The 19,489-nt window shown below is 43.5% G+C and carries 11 protein-coding genes; all 11 read right to left on the bottom strand.

Going from position 1 to position 19,489, the window contains the following annotated elements; translation table 11 throughout:
* Window positions 1-24: 24 nt before the first annotated feature.
* Window positions 25-576, bottom strand: a complete 552-nt coding sequence (locus CFE23_RS00300) for a hypothetical protein (RefSeq protein ID WP_291082314.1) — start codon at window positions 574-576, stop codon at window positions 25-27.
* Window positions 577-778: 202 nt separating this feature from the next.
* The gene (locus CFE23_RS00295) at window positions 779-5,548 is read right to left on the bottom strand and encodes a choice-of-anchor L domain-containing protein (protein ID WP_291082312.1); all 4,770 of its coding nucleotides are present in this window, start codon (window positions 5,546-5,548) and stop codon (window positions 779-781) included.
* Between the two features lie 70 nt (window positions 5,549-5,618).
* Complete coding sequence (locus CFE23_RS00290; protein WP_291082310.1) at window positions 5,619-6,833, bottom strand: NAD(P)/FAD-dependent oxidoreductase; 1,215 nt, start codon at window positions 6,831-6,833, stop codon at window positions 5,619-5,621.
* Window positions 6,830-7,510: a glycerophosphodiester phosphodiesterase family protein gene (locus CFE23_RS00285; RefSeq protein ID WP_291082307.1), complete on the bottom strand. Its 681-nt coding sequence runs from the start codon at window positions 7,508-7,510 to the stop codon at window positions 6,830-6,832. The genes CFE23_RS00290 and CFE23_RS00285 overlap by 4 nt, the downstream gene beginning before the upstream one ends.
* 23 nt (window positions 7,511-7,533) lie before the next feature.
* A complete protein-coding gene (locus tag CFE23_RS00280) occupies window positions 7,534-9,189 on the bottom strand; it encodes an alpha-amylase family glycosyl hydrolase (protein WP_291082304.1) in 1,656 nt (551 codons plus the stop codon).
* A complete protein-coding gene (locus tag CFE23_RS00275) occupies window positions 9,189-11,585 on the bottom strand; it encodes a TIM-barrel domain-containing protein (RefSeq protein ID WP_291082300.1) in 2,397 nt (798 codons plus the stop codon). Before CFE23_RS00275 ends, CFE23_RS00280 begins: the two co-directional genes overlap by 1 nt.
* Window positions 11,586-11,712: 127 nt before the next feature.
* Complete coding sequence (locus tag CFE23_RS00270; protein WP_291082297.1) at window positions 11,713-13,566, bottom strand: glycoside hydrolase family 13 protein; 1,854 nt, start codon at window positions 13,564-13,566, stop codon at window positions 11,713-11,715.
* Window positions 13,567-13,613: 47 nt separating this feature from the next.
* Window positions 13,614-15,917 carry a glycoside hydrolase family 65 protein gene (locus tag CFE23_RS00265; RefSeq protein ID WP_291082294.1) on the bottom strand — a complete coding sequence of 768 codons (2,304 nt, stop codon included), beginning with the start codon at window positions 15,915-15,917 and terminating at the stop codon, window positions 13,614-13,616.
* 57 nt (window positions 15,918-15,974) lie between these two features.
* The gene (gene pgmB, locus CFE23_RS00260) at window positions 15,975-16,631 is read right to left on the bottom strand and encodes a beta-phosphoglucomutase (protein ID WP_291082291.1); all 657 of its coding nucleotides are present in this window, start codon (window positions 16,629-16,631) and stop codon (window positions 15,975-15,977) included.
* Window positions 16,624-18,159: an MFS transporter gene (locus tag CFE23_RS00255; RefSeq protein WP_291082288.1), complete on the bottom strand. Its 1,536-nt coding sequence runs from the start codon at window positions 18,157-18,159 to the stop codon at window positions 16,624-16,626. The genes pgmB and CFE23_RS00255 overlap by 8 nt, the downstream gene beginning before the upstream one ends.
* A 214-nt stretch (window positions 18,160-18,373) precedes the next feature.
* A complete protein-coding gene (locus CFE23_RS00250) occupies window positions 18,374-19,402 on the bottom strand; it encodes a LacI family DNA-binding transcriptional regulator (protein WP_291082286.1) in 1,029 nt (342 codons plus the stop codon).
* Window positions 19,403-19,489: the final 87 nt, after the last annotated feature.

The following is a 19,489-nucleotide window of genomic DNA, read 5'->3' as shown; positions in this document are numbered from 1 at the left end:
GAACGAAGCACGGAAGTTTAATCCTCAATTGTTGATGAATCGGGTGGTCTCGCAGGTCGATGTGGTGGTATCCGATCCGTCAAAACTGTAAAATATTTCCAGAATATAATTTCCGGGCGTGAGGCCGCTAAGGAAATTAGTATTCAAAGTATAATCTTTCCACTTTTGGTCATTGGCTGAACACGGTCCAAAACCATCATCAAATATACTGGTTACGGTATTGCAGTCAAAAACCTGTGTTAGCGGAACAGCGTTAAACCCTCCCGACGGTGACCCAGCAGTATAGACCCGCCAGTTTAATGTAACAGCACAAACATTGGACGTTGCTGTTTTCCAGGTTTTGACTTCGCCGCCCGTGATAGACATACAATTGGCATTCTGCCCGAAAGTACCTAGCGAAAGGCCGTCAAAGAATTGGGCACCCGGATCAGGATTAATTAGCTGAATGGGCTGTGACCCGGTGATGTTGTAAATCGTGTTGTTGATCTTAATCCCACTGGCGAAGGATTCGAAATTTTGGCTGTAGCCAACAAGAGTAAAAAAAATAATAAAGAGCAGGCAGTAACTTTTTTTCATTGCTGTCATTTTTTGGGGAAATAAGCTTGATGTACTTGATTTTGGCTGTCAATAAGGTGTTAAAGGTATTATTTTTTTAAAGCTCGCACTAATTTTTCTGATGAAACGCAGATATTTCGGACGAGTAATAACTTGTCGTATTTTTATCTTGTTTGCAATAAAAAAAGCCGGCTTTTTTAAAAAAAGCCGGCTTGAGTTAGCGTTACTGCACGATCAGTTTCTTAAGCTGTTTTAAATGGTTTGCGGTGATGATCTCCACAAGATAAACTCCTTTTGCCAAATGGGAAATATCGATGTCGGTTTGCATTGAACCGATATTTTTCTGTACAATAATCGACTTCCCTAACATGTCTATAACATTAATGTCAGCAATATCTTCTACGGTATTGACCAATGCTACTTTTACATACTGATTGGCAGGATTTGGGAACAGCAATATTTGCGATGGATCAAGTACCCCGATTCCGAGCGGAATTTCGAAAACGGTATTTACAGTGTTTGTCGTGATCGCCGGATTCGCATCAAAATGGATATCGGCTGTATTGGAAATGATGTCTCCCAGTTCGAATCCCGGTAGTGGCTTGATCCTAAAAGTGATGTAACCATGGCTCAGGGCTTCGTTTTGGTATATCGAAGGCAATTGAATATAGTCGAAATGCCAGACGACTTTGTTATCGATGCGCTCCATTACGTAATTATGACTTGCGCTCACCATACGGATACTTTCCGGATCGAGTTTTCCGTCGAGGATGTCTTCTACACGAACGTTCAACGCATTGTATGTACCCGTATTTTGAAAACGGATGGTATAATAAAGGTAATCATCTGCGGAAAATTGATTGAAGTTTATTTTACCCCCGTGCGCCTCCTGTTTGTCATTCGGGTCATAAGAGCCTACTACAGTTTGGGTATTGCTGAAGGCATTGTTAAAGATGTTGATGTCACCCGACGGTGCTGAAATTACGGCTGATGTGGTGAGCTGATCACCGAGGTTGACTGCTGGAATAGCCGGCACACTCATGGTAACGACGAAAGACCTTGTCTCGTGCGGTGGCAGGTTGCTGAAACTATAGGTGAAGCCATCAGCGGTGTTTACAATCCCTGATTGACTGACGCCGGTAATCGTCGTGGATGCGTCGCGGGTGAAGGCAATCGTCCCTGATGTGGAAGTCATCCCAAGGTTGGTGTATGTAACCGTGTTGCTGTAATCAAACCCCGGACGCGGAATACCTGTGGGCAGGATTGAAACGGCAAGGTTATTATAGGCCTGTAGCACGTTTATCGGGAAAAACAATTCCGTGGTGCCGCTTCCCACAGCAACGTTAATGTCATTGAAAGTGGTAGATGCGACGCTGAAATAGGTCTGGAATTCAGGATCTATCACGTAACTAAAATCATAAGTATTTGACGGATTCGAATCATAAAGCGTATAGGTTCCCAACGGTGTTGAGATATGGGTCAGTTCCCCTGTATTGTTCTGCTGGTAGGCGAATGAACCATAGTTAAACGCAATTTCAGTATCTTCCTTTATGCCGTTCGCGTTCTCATCAATAAAAGTGGTGAGCCTTATTTTATCGGTACATTCCGGTGGGCCTGAAGCAAAGCTTCCCGCCTGTAAAAAGACAGCGGAATCGAAACTTCTGTCACCTCTGTCTGCAACGGCCAGTTTGATATGGTAAGGATGGTTTGGAATAATATCAGACGCTGCAGTCATCAGATGGGTTTGTCCATTAAAATTAATAGCTGATACAAATTGATCGTCATCTGGAAAATAGTGCCCAAAAAAGTCCGGATTCATTGAATCACAGTCGGGGTTGTATTGCTGATCCCGAATAGTTACGACGGAAATCGGGGTAATATTATCAGGTAATACCGCCAGGTTCGTTGTAACGTTTGTAGCTAAATCAGTAAGTAAAAATGCAAAGCCGTCAGAATAATTGCATTGAAAAGTCCCATACTCTTCCGAGGCAAACAAGAAATTAAAACTCATGTAAGCTGTCGGGGTTGTAAAGTCAAATTCCAATACGGAAGCGTTATAGGATTGTTGATTCATTTGAATGGCGTTTTGCAACTCCAGGTCACCAGGCCACGTTGAAATTCCTTCACTCAGCGTAAAATTGTTATGCCCCCCCACATGCGCAGCATCACCTGTGCTTAATACCAATCCTGATGCGATCGGGAACGACCCGGTATTGACGCTGTTTAAATTTGTAAAATACCCGATACCATTGACAGAATTAAAATTTGATCCAGTAGAATAAGTGATGTTGGAAATGTCAACACAAGGGTTATTGATCAGGACATTTGTAACCAATTGCTGTGGCGTAAACAATGTAGTTGATGTGGTCAATGAAGCAGTAACATTCATTACACAGACATCAAATACAATATCCTGCACCGTCGCTGCTGATGACCATACCCTGATATAGTACGTTTGGCCGATAGTAAGATTGTCGGTTGTGCTATCGTCAGAATAACTGCAGTATATAGCAGAAAGATTATCGCACGAACCCTGAAAAAGCGAATGGACCAGATTCGTTGCCGTTCCGGAAACATTTAAAAGGCGTATTCCAACTGAAGTAGTTGTGGCAACAAACTTAAACCACACATCATCATCTGCATTACTGGTGCAATTATTCGTAACAGCCGATGTGGTAGCGCCCGCCAATGATCCATGTACTGTATTGTTGCAATTCATATTTTCTGCCACGACAACCGGCATTGCAGAGGCACATTCATCATTTGTGACTGGAATGGGTGTTGCCACACATATATTAAATTTAGCACTTTGTGAAATGCCAGTTCCAGAGGAAAAAACCCTTATGGTGTAGGCATTCCCAACAATCAGGTTTGTAGAAACCTTTGCTGACGCTGTAGTGCAATATATAAAACTGAGTGACGCACCAGAGCCGCTAAATAAGGCGTGGTTGACCGTGTCTGAGCCAACGCTAATTACCGTATCGCTAATTCGGATGACGTGGACAGGGCTCGTTGCGACAAAAGTATACCACACGTCATCATTGACACCAACACAATTGTTAGTCTGGGTGGAAGCAGTGGCGCCCAGGGTATTGCCGGCAGTGGTGACGGTACAATTGGAATCGGGATTTACGGTAAGCGCAATGGCCGTCGTGCTTTCGTCATTTGGAGGAGGCACTGTCAGGCAGAGGTCGAATTCACCCCCGGTGGAGGAAGCCTGTCCGGATATTCTAAGATAGTAAACCTGGTTAACCGTGAGGCCGGATACGGTATTTCCTGTTCCCACGAAACAAGCCAACTTTGTCAAATTTCCGCAATTGCCTGAAAAAATACTACCAAATATCGTACCGGTAGTGCTTATATTTATAGTACAGCTGCTCGATACTGCGGTAAACGTATACCATACATCGCTGGATGTAGCACTGCAATTACTTCCTGTCATGTTAGGCAAAGTTGGAACCGTGGGAGTTGCTCCTAAAGTGCTTCCGTGGATGACGTTTTCCGGCAAACAATCCTGAAGTGTATTTTGCACAACATTAATAGCATTTACACAGTCATCATTGGAAGGTTTCGTACTGAATGCCTTAGGATTGTTATAAGTCCAGGCGCTTTTATCCGTTGGAGAGCACACCGCCCTGACATAATATTTATAAGTTGTCTGCATTGCAAGGCCGCTTACCGTAATAGCGTTGGTGTTGGTAAGATAATACGGTGCAACGCCTGTAACCGGAGCATTAATGGGTGGAGGCAACCCATCAGGCGAAGTAACATACACTTCCCATTGGGCTGAAGTGCCTGCTTGCGTCCAGGTAAGTGTAGCGGAAGTCTGCGTTGTTGCGCTTACACTCAGCGCCGTTGGTTTTTGACATGTTGGAGTTGAACAATGGCCTGTATCCGTAAACAACGTTTCCAACGGATTGCCGCCTTCCCCCGGTAGCTTGTTGTAAATTACATCTGTGTAAGGGTTCTGGATTGAAAGTCCTACATTTTCAGGATGTGTTCCCGGAACGCTCCAGTATACATCAAATGGGATATCATTACATATTGGGATCAGCGTATTCACTGTCACGTTACCAGTCATCGTAAGTTCTCCTACGGTAATACCATTTTGCCGCACGAGCATTTTCCCACCATTCCATCCATTTACTGATGTAGAACTTTTTATAAACTTATAATTGCATTGGTTTTCGACATCACAGACGGCAGTTTGAAATGAACCCGGGGGTGACCATGGACTTTTTCCGTTATTTGAACATACCGTCCTGACGAACATATGATATGTTGTGGAAGGTGTAAGGGTATTTGCGGCAAGTACAATGTTTGAATTCGCACTATTTACGGGAAAAAGTAACGTGCCATTTTCAACGACGGGATCATCAGCGGGAGTTTCCGGAGTGGCATCACCAGGAATCAACAAAACTTCCCATGCATTGTCACTTTGGAAAACCTCGGACCAGTTTAGCGTTGCAGATGTGGCCTTAATGGCGTAAGCGCCTGCATTATCAGGAGCAACGCAATCCTGCGTAATCGCCAGCGTATAGCCCGAAGTTTGCACAGCTGCGGCGCTGGAGATCATGATTTGGTAGGTATTGCCCTCATAAATTTGCAAATTATTTACAATTCTTGGGTTGGTAGTATTATTATAAACCATTTTAAGACATCCGCCGGAATCATTACACGTCGAGGTCCTAATCATTAGCACAGTATTGGGCTGGTCAGGAGTCATTTTTATATTTATGAGTCTTGTTTCTGTAGCAGTGAAGGCGTAAAACACATCATTTCCCTGGAATGCGGAAGGACCATAAGGCATGTCAGTACAGTATATCCACTCAGTTGGGTTGAAACCATTTCCGTAGTTGGCGGTATTGTCAGTGACCGAGAAAGGAATGTTGCTTATTTGTAATGCTTCTGCGCACGTAAATCCGGGTTGCCCATGAACTGAACTTACAATAAAGAGAAAGCAAACGGTAATGGAACGTAAAAAATATTTCATAAATGGTGTTTTGACAAACCAAATATATAAATATTACTATAAAGTTTCATGGATCAACACGTTATAAATCTTACGCCAAAATTCCATTGGCGGCTATGAAACCACCTGTCCACGCATTCTGGAAGTTAAAACCGCCGGTAATGGCATCGATGTTCACGATTTCGCCAGCAAAAAACAGGTTTTCATGGATCTTGCTTTCCATGGTCTTAAAATTAACTTCCTTAAGATCAATACCGCCCGCAGTCACAAATTCTTCCTTGAAAGTGCTTTTCCCATTGACCTGAAACATACTCTGCGTCAGTACAGATGCCAGGCTGTTGAGTTGCGTCTTAGATAGGTCTGCCCATTTGGTTTCATTGTCGATTCCTGCTGCCAAAACAAGGCTTTCCCACAAGCGATTTGGAAAGTCAAAAGGAGATTTTTTTGAGACGGTTTTCTTTGCATGTTCGTGTTTCAGGTTGCGAAGGATTTTTTCCGCTTCCGCCAAATCGATGTCGTTCAACCAATTTACATGAATGCTGAACTGGTAATTTTTTTCAGCCAAAACCCGCGCACCCCAGGCTGAAAGTTTCAGGATCGCCGGGCCGCTCATTCCCCAATGCGTGATTAATAAAGGTCCGGTCGAAGTGAGCTTGGTATCTTTCACCTTTACAGAAACTATTGCAGAAACTCCGGGCAAATCGGTAATGCGTTTGTCTTTGATGTTAAAAGTAAATAGGGAAGGCACTGCGCTGACAATAGAATGGCCTAATCCTGACAGCATTTCCCATATTTTTGGATTGCTGCCCGTAGCCATTACGAGTTTTTCGCAGTGGAAATTTTGCTGTTTGGTTTCAACCTGCCAATGATCTTCTTTTTTGTAGATGTGATTGACGCTTTGGCCTGTAAGCACCTTAATGCCCAATTTGTCAACTGCTTTTTGGAAACAATCGATGATTGTTTGGGAAGAATCCGTAATGGGGAACATCCGTCCATCATCTTCGATTTTCAATTCGACGCCATGCCGTTCAAACCACGCAATGGTATCACCAGACGCAAACTGATGAAATGGGCCACGCAGTTCTTTTTCGCCTCTTGGATAATATTTAACCAATTCGTTCGGCTCAAAACACGCGTGGGTTACGTTGCAGCGCCCGCCGCCGGAAATCCTGACTTTGGTAAGTACTTCTGTACCGCGTTCGAGTATGGCTACTTTCAATAGTGGATTTCTTTCGACAATATTAATTGCCGTGAAAAATCCTGCGGCACCTCCGCCTACAATGATGATGTCATAATCCTGTTTCATATGCGGTCGGGATAGTCTGTGATGATGGCGTTCACGCCAAATTGCTTTATTTTCGCAATATCTTCGGGTTCATTTACGGTCCAGGTAAATATTTTGAAATGCTGCTGCAACGCGATGGTATTTTCTTTAGTCAGCAAATGAAAATGCGGATGGATGGTTTCTGCATGGACGGTTTTGCCGAAAGCAGCGGCGAGTTCCAAATCTGTTTCGGTCAAAACACCCAATGGAATGTCAGGATGTAATTCACTCACGTGTTGCAACGCCGGCCAGTCAAACGATGAAATCAGGAATTCAGGAAACTGCCAGCCTTTTGCCACATATTTTTCAATCAGGCGCAATACCGGCTCAGCCGCTTCGCCCACTTTGAGCTCAATATTAATGAAGGCGCGGTGGTTCACCAAATCAAAAACTTCTGAAAGTAGCGGGATTTCATGGCCATCCCCAATCGTCATTTTTTTCAATTCGGACGCAGTTAATTCCGAAACAATGCCGTTTTGGCCCGTAACGCGATCGGTGGAATGGTCATGGATCACAATTATTTCGCCGTCTGCGGAAAGATGAACGTCAAGCTCAATGCCATCGCAACCCATCAAAACAGCCTGTTCGAAGGCTTCCAATGTGTTTTCAGGACAATATCCTTTCGCGCCGCGATGTCCGATTTTCAGGAGTTTGTTCATTTCGGGAATTTACTTCCGCGAAATTAAATCTTTTCAATCAGAACGATGTCGGATTCGCTGTCAATTATCACATTTCCGCCGGAAACAATGGATTTTTTACCAGAATAAGCGTCGCGCACTTTGGCGCCTTTTTTGAAAACCGTTCCCACGGGAATTGTCTTTTTTCCTGTTGACAGGCCGAGTCCAACCACAACAGCATCACGGAATTTCCCTTTCGAGAAAGTCCTGCTGAACACATACGGTTTGTCTGAAATCTGTACGTGTATACCCGCGCCAACCGCCGGATGGTGTTTCCTGAATAATCCTACTTTCTGCCAGTGTGCCAGGATTTTTTGGGTTTCAGGTTTTGATCTGATATCATCCCAATTCATAAACGAGCGCAATGTAGCATCTCCCTCGGTTCCCGGAACGACTAAAGAACGCCCGGTTTCATCACCATAATAGGTTTGGGAAATGCCGGGAGTAAGCAATAAGCGTATGGCACTTTCATAACTTTTTTCGCGTTTGGCATCGAATGGCGAGCCGTCATCATGTGAAGAAATATAGTTCAACACGCTGTAACCCTTTAGTTCACCATGGAGCTTTTCAGAATATTTAGAGAACAGCTTTTCGTAATCCAATTGCGCAGCATTCCATTTGAACTCGAAGTTGATCATGTTGTTGAATCCGTGTTCAAAATAATTGACTTTTTTGTCTCCAAAGTCAAACAATTTCCCGCCACTGATTCCGTAATTATACACTTCGGCGATCGTATAGAACCCATTGTTATCGAGTACCTTTCCTGGATTGTTTTTTTTCCAAAGCGAAAAGGCATACTCGCATTGTGTTTTAAAGTCTGCCCAAACCGCTTCATCGGTGTGTTTGACGGTATCGGCACGGTAGCCGTCTATCCCAAACGCTGAAACATAATCTGTCAGCCATTTGATGATGTAATTTCCGGGTGTCCTGGCATATCCCGTCCGTTTAAAAAAATCATCCAGCGATTGCATTTCCTGCTCATACCGCCCTTCTTTTTTCCATTTTTCAGCGAGGAATGGGGGAATCTCAACTTCAACAATACTTTCGGTTTTTACATCCGGGAGATTTTTGACCAGCGTACAGGCGGTCGTTCCTTCAAAACTCTTGTAATCGCATTGAGGGCCGGTACGCACCCAGCCTTCCGGCCATACGCTGTCAATTTCCGTGACAGGCCCGGTATGGTTAATGACGCCGTCCAACATAATCCTAATGCCACGCGCATGCGCCTTATCGACAAGTTCCTTCAAGTCTTTTTTAGTCCCGAAATTTGGATCGAGTGTGGTCCAGTCCCGTGCCCAATAGCCGTGAAACCCATACGATAATCCGGTGCCTTCATCGACACCATCGTGAATTTGTTCTACAATCGGGGTAAACCAGATGACATTGACGCCCAGCTTATCAAAATATCCCTCATCAAGTTTTTGTATGATGCCTCTTAAATCCCCACCTTCAAAACCGCGAAGTTTTCCCGGTTTTTTTGTTCGGTCAAAATTCACATCATTTGATTTGTCTCCATTGCAAAAACGGTCGGTCATCAGGAAATACAGGTTGGCTCCTTCCCAAACAAACGGTTTTTGAACTGTCTTTTTTGTTGATTTATGTTTTTGTGCAACGGTGGCAGCTGTAAATAGAAGCAAAGCCATAAATAGTACTTTTTTCATTACAATTCGATTTTGATTTGCGTTTCCCCAACGGTTATATCCACGGTGATAGCGTATATGTTCCTTCCCATTTCGGTGACAGTAGTTTTAGCATTATTGACGGAAGCTGAAGCAGGTTTTTTGTCCAGGCCATGGATGAAAAAAGTATACTTTTTGTCCCTTACGCTGTAAAGCCCTGGATTGTCATTTACGTTGATGGTGATGGCGTCTGCATCCAAAGACGATCTAAACGCAATCATTTCGTATTGTTTCTTTTCGTAAGCATCAGGTGTTTTACCGTCATCCAGGTACAATTCAGATGTGCTTGTTTTCACGTCGGCATCATAGTAGTACTGGATTTCCAAATCTGATTGGGAATAAACCTCAGTGTTCTGTACCACTTTGCTCATCGGGATGAATGCACCACCGCGTACAAAAACGGGGATGTGGTCTTCAGCGGTTTTCACCGTGATGTTTTTTTCGCCTGAATGCTTTTCTCCTGTGAAAAAGTCAAACCAGTTTCCTTTTGGAAAAAATACCGAAGTTTCCGTTGCTCCCGCTTTTATGATGGGTGTTACCAGAAAGTCGTTGCCCCAAAGATACGTCTGGCTGACTGCTGAAAGATTTTTATTTGCCGGTTCTTCAAAAAACAGCGGACGCATCAACGGCAGCCCCGTTTTGTGGTTTGCAAAAGCGAGATTATAATTGTATGGCAGCAGGCGGTAACGCAATTCAATTATTTTTTTGGCTTTTTCTTTCGTAAGAATGTCTTTGTATATCGCTTCAGAAGCGACGTTTTCCTGCGCATGCGGACGGAAAATCGGCTGGAAAACACCATATTGCAGCCAGCGCAGGTACAATTCGTTGTCATTGTAATCGCCGGCGAATCCACCTAAATCGGAGTGCATATAGCCCATACCCTGCATGCCCATCTCGAGTGAAATTTCCATTTGCCCTGACAGGCCACCCCAACTGCGGCTCACGTCACCGCTCCAGGGAATCATGCCATATCGCTGAGAACCTGAATAGCCGGAACGCATCAGGATAAAAGGGCGTTGGTTTGGAAAATCTTTTTGGTATCCTTCAAAAACCATTTTCGCCCAATTGTGCCCATAAATGTTGTGGACTTCATCTGCTTTACCTTTTGCGGTAAATGCAGCTGAAGGAAAAACTTCAGGTTCTCCTAAGTCACCCCAGACTCCGTCAGCGCCTTGGTTGGCCAATCCTTTGTATATGCTCCAGAACCAATTTCTCGCTTCGGGTTTAAATACGTCGACTAAGCCAGTATTCCCGAAATAGAAATCATAAGTAAACGGTTTTCCGGACACATCTGTCGCCAACACTTTTTTATCAACGGCTTCCTGCCATTTCGACGATGTGGTTAAGATAAAAGGCTCTGTAATTAAGATGGTTTTAATGCCTTTTTCTTTCAGCCCGGCCATCATTTTTTCGGGATTAGGGAAGTTTTCCCTATCAAACTCGAGGTTGCCCATCGTGCCTTTTATCGTTTTCCCAAACCAGTACAAATCAAAAATCATCGCGTCCACCGGAATTTTGTCATCAATGAAATGCTGTGCGGTCTTGTCGGCCATTTCCTGGTCGCGGTACCCGAAGCGGCTGGCAAAATTCCCCAATGCCCAACGCGGTGGCAGCGGCTGTCTTCCGGTCAAAGACGTATAATTTTCGATGAGTTTTGCCCAGCTGTCGCCTGCAATGACCTGGTAGGTTTTCCGGCCCGAAATGGTTTCGTACGCCAGTGTGTTGTCTTTTTTACTGTCGAGGTCGAGGTAACCGATGGCGGGATTGTCGAAATGGACAGCATATATTTTTGAGGAAAGCACCAATGGCATAGTGAAATTCATCAAATCGGCGCGGGTTTCATATCCGTAGGAGGCGCGATTGTATAGCTGTAAGCGGTTGCCGCGGCGGTTCATGCCGAGTACGCGGGCTCCGCCGCCATAGAGCGCTTCGTCTTTATCAAGGTTGAAATTCAGCGTTTCCAATTGCTGTGTTTTTCCATCGTTTCCGGTTTCGGTTTTTTTGGCATAGCCATTTTTTTCGGAAAGCAATAATTTGTTTTTATAGGCGTACGAAATGTTGAACGGTGATTTTTTAATCGAAACCGTGATGCCTGTTGAGGTCAAAGTAATTGTCCCATTTTTCTCTGCCGATTTACCGATTTTATTTTGCGGCGTGAGAACGACTGCATGCGACTCCGGATTGAATGCTTCGCCTGTGGGAAGAAACGTGGTTTCTACAATCGATTCGTTGTAGAAATGGATTATATATTTGCCATCGGAAACGGAAATTTCCAATCCATTTGGCGTTTTTTTGAAGCTTTTGAAGGTGCGCGCATTTTGTGCTGTCGCTGAAATCGTAAAAAGGAATACTGCAATGATCGAAAAAAGGTACTTCATGGTTTGGGTTTTTTAGCCCGATAGAGCCGATATCCTTGCTGAAGCGATAGCGGAAGCAAGATAAAGGCGAAAGCGGGATTAGCTCCTGATTCAATTGATAATTAATAATTAATAATGTAGGAGCGCTTTATTTTAATTCCAGAATGAGCGCAGTCTTGGCGTCGATGGTTATTTCTTTACTCAAATCAAAATCCAGGCCGGTCAGGACATCTTTCCCAGACTTAAAGTTCCTGATTCCTTCCTTAAAACGGCTGGTTGCGAAGGTTTTTTTCTGGTCGGAATTATTGATGACAACCATCACCGATTCGTTGTCATTGTATCGGAAATAGACGTATACATTTTCTTCCGGCAGGAACTGCATTGTTTTGCCGTTGTGGATGACGGTTTTGGTTTTGCGCCAATTGAACAATTTAGCCGTAAAGTCAAAATATTGTTTTTGAGATTCCGTGCGTCCGGAATCCGAAAAGGCATTGTTTGTATCGCCGTTCCATCCTCCCGGGAAATCGTGTCGGATGTCGCCATCTCCTTTATCCTTATCGCCGGTCATTCCAATTTCAGAGCCGTAATAGAGTTGGGGAATCCCGCGGATGGTTGCCACCAGTGTCATCGCCAATTTGTATTTATTCAGGTCAGGATACCAATGGCTGATGCGTTGCGTATCGTGGTTTTCCGCGAAAACGAGGATTGAGTTTGGGTTGGGGTACAAGAAATCGTTTACGAAATTTTCATACACTTTAATAATTCCTTTGTCCCACGAAGGTTTGTCATCGTTAAATACAGTGCTGATGGCATCATGTAAAGTGAAATCCATTACGGAAGGCAGGTACGAATTGTAATTTTGGATGGCACCGATTTTGCTGTCTTTCTGCCAATACGCCATTTGGGCCTGATCGTGCATCCAGACTTCGCCAACGATGTTGAAATAGGGGTATTCATCGGTGATGGCTTTGGTCCATTTTGAAATGCCATCTTTGTCGCAGTAGGAATACGTATCCACCCGAAAGCCGTCGAGGTTCGCATATTCAATCCACCAAATTGCATTTTGGGTGAGGTAAGTCAGCAACAATGGATTCGATTGATTTAAATCCGGCATGGTTTTTACGAACCAGCCGTCAACGCAGTACTTCTTGTCCGTTTCGGCGCGGTTCGGGTCGAACTGTGTCGTCATGCGGTAGTTGCTTTGTCCGTATCCCGGGAATTGGTGTACCCAATCGTATGTGGGCAGGTCTTTCATCATCCAATGCTCGCTGCCCCAATGGTTGGTGACGTAATCGAGGACCAGTTTCATGTTCCGTTTATGAATTTCAGATGAAAGCTTCAGGTAATCTTCGTTTGTACCATAGCGTGGATCGATTTTGTAGACATCGGATTGCGCATAACCGTGGTAAGAGCCCCGCGGATCGTTGTCTTCGCAAAGCGGTGTGTTCCAGAGGGTTGTTGCTCCGGTCGATTGGATGTAATCGAGGTGGTCTATAATTCCTTTAATATCACCACCATGGCGGCCGGATGGTTTTGTGCGGTCCATCTTTTCCGTGGTATTATCGGTGTTGTCGTTAGTGGTATTTCCATTGGCGAAGCGATCGGGCATAATCAGGTAAACCACGTCTGAGGCATCGAACCCTTTGCGTAAAGTCGAATTTTTTTCGCGTTCGCGGATTTCATATTTCTGGGTGAAAACGGTTTTTTTCTTTTCGGAAAAAGAAAAAGTCAATGTAGTCGCTTTTGAAATATTTTTGGTATCGATGGTAACGAAGATATAATTCGGATTACCGGTTCTTGTGATGTCTGTAATAGTGACATTGTCCGAAACGCTGACAACATATTGCCCGATACTTTCACCATAAAACATCACTTGCAACGACGGGTTTTTCATGCCGGCATACCAGAATGGCGGTTCGATTTTCTGCACTTGTGCTAATTTCTGCACTTGGGCTGAAGCCGATGTTGAAATAAATAGGAAAAGGAATAGTAGTTTTTTCATAATTTATACAATAAAAAAGGACCGGAACCCCGATCCTTTGTGATTATTTATACGGTTACCAAACTGTTTGGCTCCACCAGAACTTCTTTTCCATTTACTGAGACTTTGAGTTCTTTACCACCTTCCAGAGAAAAACGCGTTTCATTAGGGTGGACAGATACTTTCAAAACCTGGTTCCTGAAATTGATCTTGAACGAATAGCCCTGCCATCCATTTGGGATTTTCGGTTCAAAATGCAATTGGTCATTTTTGACACGCATGCCACCAAAACCTTCTACAATACTCATCCATGTCCCTGCCATGGAGGTGATGTGGCATCCTTCTTCTACTTCCTTGTTATAATCGTCAAGGTCAAGTCGGGAAGTGCGCAGGTAAAAAGTGTATGCCATGTCCATTTTGCCTAAAACAGCGGCCTGAATTGAGTGTACACAAGGTGAAAGCGAACTTTCATGTACGGTAAATGGCTCATAGAAATCGAAGTGGCGTGCCAGTTCTTCTTTGCTAAAATCGTCTTCAAAGAAATAAAAGCCCTGTAATACGTCGGCCTGCTTGATGTAAGGAGAACGTAAAATCCTATCCCATGACCATTTCTGGTTGATTGGACGTTGTGAACGGTCTAATTCAGAAGCTTTTACGAGTTCTTTGTCCAGAAATCCATCCTGTTGCAGGTATACGCTATACTTTTCAGAGTACGGGAAATACATGTTTCCGGCAACGGCTTTCCATTGCGACAATTCGGAGTCTGTGAGGTTCACTTTTGACATGATGCGGGAGTAATCTTCCGCATAATCAGCCTTCGTTTTTTCAATTTGCGCCACAGCATAATCAATACACCACTTGGCGAGGTAATTTGTATACCAGTTGTTGTTGACGTTGTTTTCATATTCGTTCGGGCCGGTAACACCAAGGATAACATAAGCATCCTTATCGGTGGAAAAAGTAGACCGTTGCTGCCAGAAACGTGCGATAGCGATTAATACTTCAAGGCCTTTTTCAGGAATATAGGAATAGTCGCCGGTAAAACGGTAATAATTGTAAATCGCAAATGCTATGGCGCCGTTGCGGTGAATCTCCTCAAAAGTAATTTCCCATTCGTTGTGGCATTCTTCACCATTCATGGTCACCATCGGGTACAGGGCTGCGCCGTTTTTGAAACCTAATTTGGCAGCGTTTTCGATGGCTTTCTCGAGTTGGTTGTAGCGGTAAGTCAAGAGATTACGGGCAACCTGCTGGTCTTTGGTAGCCATATAAAATGGGATGCAGTACGCTTCGGTATCCCAATAGGTGGAACCGCCGTATTTTTCGCCAGTGAAACCTTTTGGACCAATATTTAACCTCGAATCTTTTCCGGAATAGGTTTGATTTAACTGGAAAATATTGAACCGGATTCCCTGTTGCGCCTTCACGTCGCCATCGATGGTGATATCTGACATTTCCCAAATTTTTGCCCAGCCGTCGGCCTGTTCTTTCTGCATTTGGCCGTAGCCTTTTGCCGAAACGACTTTGATTGCATCTGCGGCGGCGGAGACCGTATCTTCATGATTCATTGAAACGGTGTAACCCCCAATTTTCTGAATGGTTGCTTTTTGGCCTTTATGAGCAGTTACGGAATAAGTGAATTCAATTTTATCCTCGTTTTTGGCAACATTTTCAGGTGTAAGGTCTAGATTTTGTCCGTCGATGAAAATGCTGTTGTGCATGAATGTCGTTGCGGTAAAATGCGTTTTGAACGTACGTGCTGTAACGAATCCCTGGTTTTTATCAGCCTTTACTTCCAATGGCTCCCAGAATTTCTCTTCCCAATTTGCGTCTTCATTGTGTACGCCGGCATCGACGTAAGGCTTAAAGACGATATTTGCGTTTTTATTCAGTGGCGTAATTTCGTAATTAATGTATCCTGCCTGATCATCATCAAGAGACAGGAATCGGGTAACATTCACAGAAATTTCCACACCGTTTTGTAAGGTGGCTTCAAATGAACGGCGGTACCAGCCTTCCTGCATGTTCAGTTCGCGGCGGAAATGGGCGACTTTTGCGCAGGCGTTCAAATCAAGATTTTCATCATTGATTTCGATGTTAATGCCGATCCAGTTTGGTGCATTAAGCACTTTGGCAAAATATTCGGGATAACCATTTTTCCACCAGCCGACTTTGGTCTTATCGGGATAATAAATTCCTGCGATGTAACTTCCCTGAAACGTTTCACCGCTGTAATGCTCTTCAAAATTGGCACGTTGCCCCATGGCTCCGTTTCCAATACTGAAAAGGCTTTCGGACGATTTTACCCTTTCTGCATCAAATCCTTCCTCTATAATGGACCAATTGTCCGGTTTGATATAATCCTGATTCATTGTTTATAATTTTATAGTCATGTAAAAACCTTTTGGGTTTTATCTGCTTCGTATGGTCTATTTTTTAATTAAAACATCGAGAAAACTGGTTTCGATGTGCGTAAAGTCTTTGAAATTGAATTGGGCTTCATGCAAAATGCTTTCTTCCCCAATCCCGATGCTGGTCATTCCCGCAATATTTGCAGCCTGTATCCCTGCGACAGAATCTTCAAAGACGATGCTGTCTTCATTTCGGGCATTTAACAATTTGGCAGCCTGTACAAAAACTTCCGGGTCCGGTTTTGCGTTCGTCACATCATTGCCATCGACTATGGCATCAAAATAAGAAATGATATTGACTTTCTCCAAAATCGGGCGGGCATTTTTGCTGGCTGACCCTAATGCAATGGCTTGGTTTTTCGCTTTCAGATATTGCAGAACGGGCAATACACCCGGCAATATTTCGCTTTCATCCATGTGAACCAGATAACCGAGATAGTCTTCGTTTTTCTGCACGAGCCAGCGGTCCTTGTCCTGCTGGGAAGCGTTGATTTTGCCTAAATTCAAAATAATGTCTAAAGAACGTACGCGGCTGACGCCTTTTAATTCTTCGTTGTGCTCGGGCGTGAATTCGATTCCGAGTTCGCTGGCAATCTTCTGCCAGGCGAGATAATGGTATTTTGCCGTGTCGACGATGACGCCGTCCAGGTCAAAAATAAATGCTTTTTTATTCATTAATTATAATTTTCGATTTATCATTTATGGTCAATGCAATAAGTCCGGCAAGGATCATTGAAGCACCGCCTATTAACAGCGCATAAATCGGCTCACTGTTAAAGAATTTTGACACTAAGAATCCAAGAATCGACGCTGCTACCAATTGTGGGATTACAATAAAGAAGTTGAAAACTCCCATGTAATAGCCCATTTTGCTCGATGGTAAAGCACCGGAAAGCATAGCATACGGAATAGAGAGTATGCTGGCCCAGGCAATTCCAACGCCAATCATCGGCAGCCACTCGATAGTAAAAACAGTTGGTTCCTTAATAAAATAAAGTGAAATCAAACCTAAGCCACCCATGGTAAGCGCAAAAAAGTGGGTAAGTTTGCGACTGGTTGCTTTAGCCAATAAAGGCAATAGAAATGCTGCAGCAGCTGCTATAAGGTTGTAATTTGCAAACATTTTCCCTACTTGGTTTGCGCCGACATTATAAGCGGCGGAAGTAGTATCTGTTGTGCCATAGATATGTTGTGTCACTGCCAAAGTGGTGTAAATCCACATTGAGAAAAGTGCAAACCAGGAAAAGAATTGTACCCAGGCGAGTTGTTTCATAATTTTCGGCATAAACTGAAAGTCATTCATGATGGTCACAAACCCATTGTCCGTTTTTGCTGATTTCTGCAAAAGTCCGGAAATGATCAGCGCAACGCCACCAAAACTGATCAAACCCAGTGACAACACGTACAAATCCTTTTTCAGGTTGTATTCATAAATACAAAATGAAAATCCCAAGCCAATAATTAACATGACTAAGCCCTTTGCAAGATGGGAGTTGCCGTTTTTTGAAAACCATTCTTTTGGATGTTTATAATCTTCCCTTTTGTTTAGGTTTTCGTTATGTTTTTCAAACGCCTCGATTTCTTCTGGAGAATATTCTTTAGAGAAGATAACGGTCCATAGTACAGTGACTATAAACGCAATGCCACCGATGTAAAATGAATATTTTACAGAATCCGGTATTATTCCTTCGGGTGCGGTATTTTTTACATCAAAATGGGTTAATATCTCGGGAAGCCGAGAGGCCGCATAGGCACCAATTCCGATGAAAAAGCTTTGCATTGCAAATCCTAAAGTGCGTTGTTTCTCGGACAGATTGTCGCCGATAAATGCCCGGAAGGGTTCCATTGATACATTAATAGAGGCATCCATGATCCACAACATACCCGCGGCGAACCACAATACCGGTGAATTCGGCATAATGAATAAGGCTGCAGAAGCAAGAATAGCGCCAGCTAAGAAATAAGGTTTTCTTCTTCCAAGTTTGTTCCAGGTTCTATCAGAGAAGTAGCCTATGATTGGTTGGATAATCAATCCTGTCAGCGGAGCGGCAACCCACAGTATCGGGATGTCGTCAATTTTGGCGCCTAATGTTTGAAAGATGCGGCTGACATTAGAATTCTGCAGCGCAAAACCCATCTGGATTCCCAGAAACCCGAAACTCATGTTGAAGATTTGCCAGAAACTTAACCTACGCTTTTCCATTATCGTAATTTAAAGATTGAATACGATAAGCGCGATGCTTATCAAAACTTACATTTTTGTTTTCGAAGCAAAAAAATCACAAGCCTTGATAAATCGGGGTAAAGATATAAAAGATTTTATATTACGGATTTTGAAGTAACGGTTTTTTTAATTTTTCCAAACGTATTCTGTTGCGATAACGTGGTAGTACTGAGGGTTTGTTGTTGATAAATCATTAGCGCTTGGTCGATTCGCGCTCGATCAGGTTGGTTTCAATGACTTCGGTACGATACAGTTCCTCGGCATCGTCATCTTCTTCGGTTTCCAGTCGGTCAATCAGCATTTTGGCGGCTTTCTGCCCCATCTTTATTCCATTTTGGCTTACAGTGCTGATGGTTGGGGTTGAATATTGCGATATAATACCATCGGTAAAGGCAATGACGGAAAGGTCTTCCGGTACTTTCAGTCCCATTTTGCTTGCCAGTTTGATAATGGTTACTGCAAAAAGCTCATTTACCGCGAGAACAGCATCAATAGCGCGGTTTTCCATCAGTTTTGCGATTTGCGATTCAAAGTTTTCAATATCCTCTATTTTAATAATCAGCTTTTCATTGAAGGGCAAATCGTTGTCGAGGATTGCTTTCGTATAACCGTCTGTACGAAGCTTGCCCACACTTACATAGTCTACTGTTGTCACCAATGCGATTTTTTTATTCCCCATGTTGACAAGGTTTTGGACTGCATCATAAGCCGCCATCTTATCATCGATAATTACTTTGTCGCAAAGGACTTCGTTGGTGACGCGATCGAACATGACCACGGGCATACCTTGGTTGATGACTTCCGTGATGTGGTGAAAGTCACCTTTATATTGTGTTTCTTTTGACAGCGACATGATAAAGCCGTCCATGCTGCCATTGGCAAGCATTTCCATGTTGATTACCTCTTTGTCAAAAGATTCGTTGGACAGGCATACTACGACACTGTATCCGTGGTTATTAGCTACCTGTTCGATACCGCTAATGACCGTGGCGAAAAAGTGGTGGACAATTTCAGGAATGATGATGCCAATGGTCTTGGTTTTTCGGTTTTTCAGGCTTAGGGCGATGTTGTTTGGCTTGTAGTTATAAAGTTTCGCAAAAGCCTGTACTTTTTGCCGGGTATCTTCACTAATTTCCGTGCTGTCACGCAGCGATTTCGAGACGGTTGAAATAGATACGTCAAGTTCTTTTGCAATCTGTTTTAGGGTAACCTTTCTTTTCATGTGAAAATCGTGTAAATATTGTTTTCTGAATAAAGATAATTTTAATTTTTACTTCTATCAATTTCTACCTTAAAAATTTAGGTATTT

The sequence above is a fragment of the Flavobacterium sp. BFFFF1 genome (genome assembly GCF_002256285.1).
In the GTDB taxonomy this organism is placed as follows: Bacteria; Bacteroidota; Bacteroidia; order Flavobacteriales; family Flavobacteriaceae; genus Flavobacterium.
Note: the sequence above shows the minus strand (reverse complement) of the source record. Positions and strands in the feature narration are given on the sequence as shown.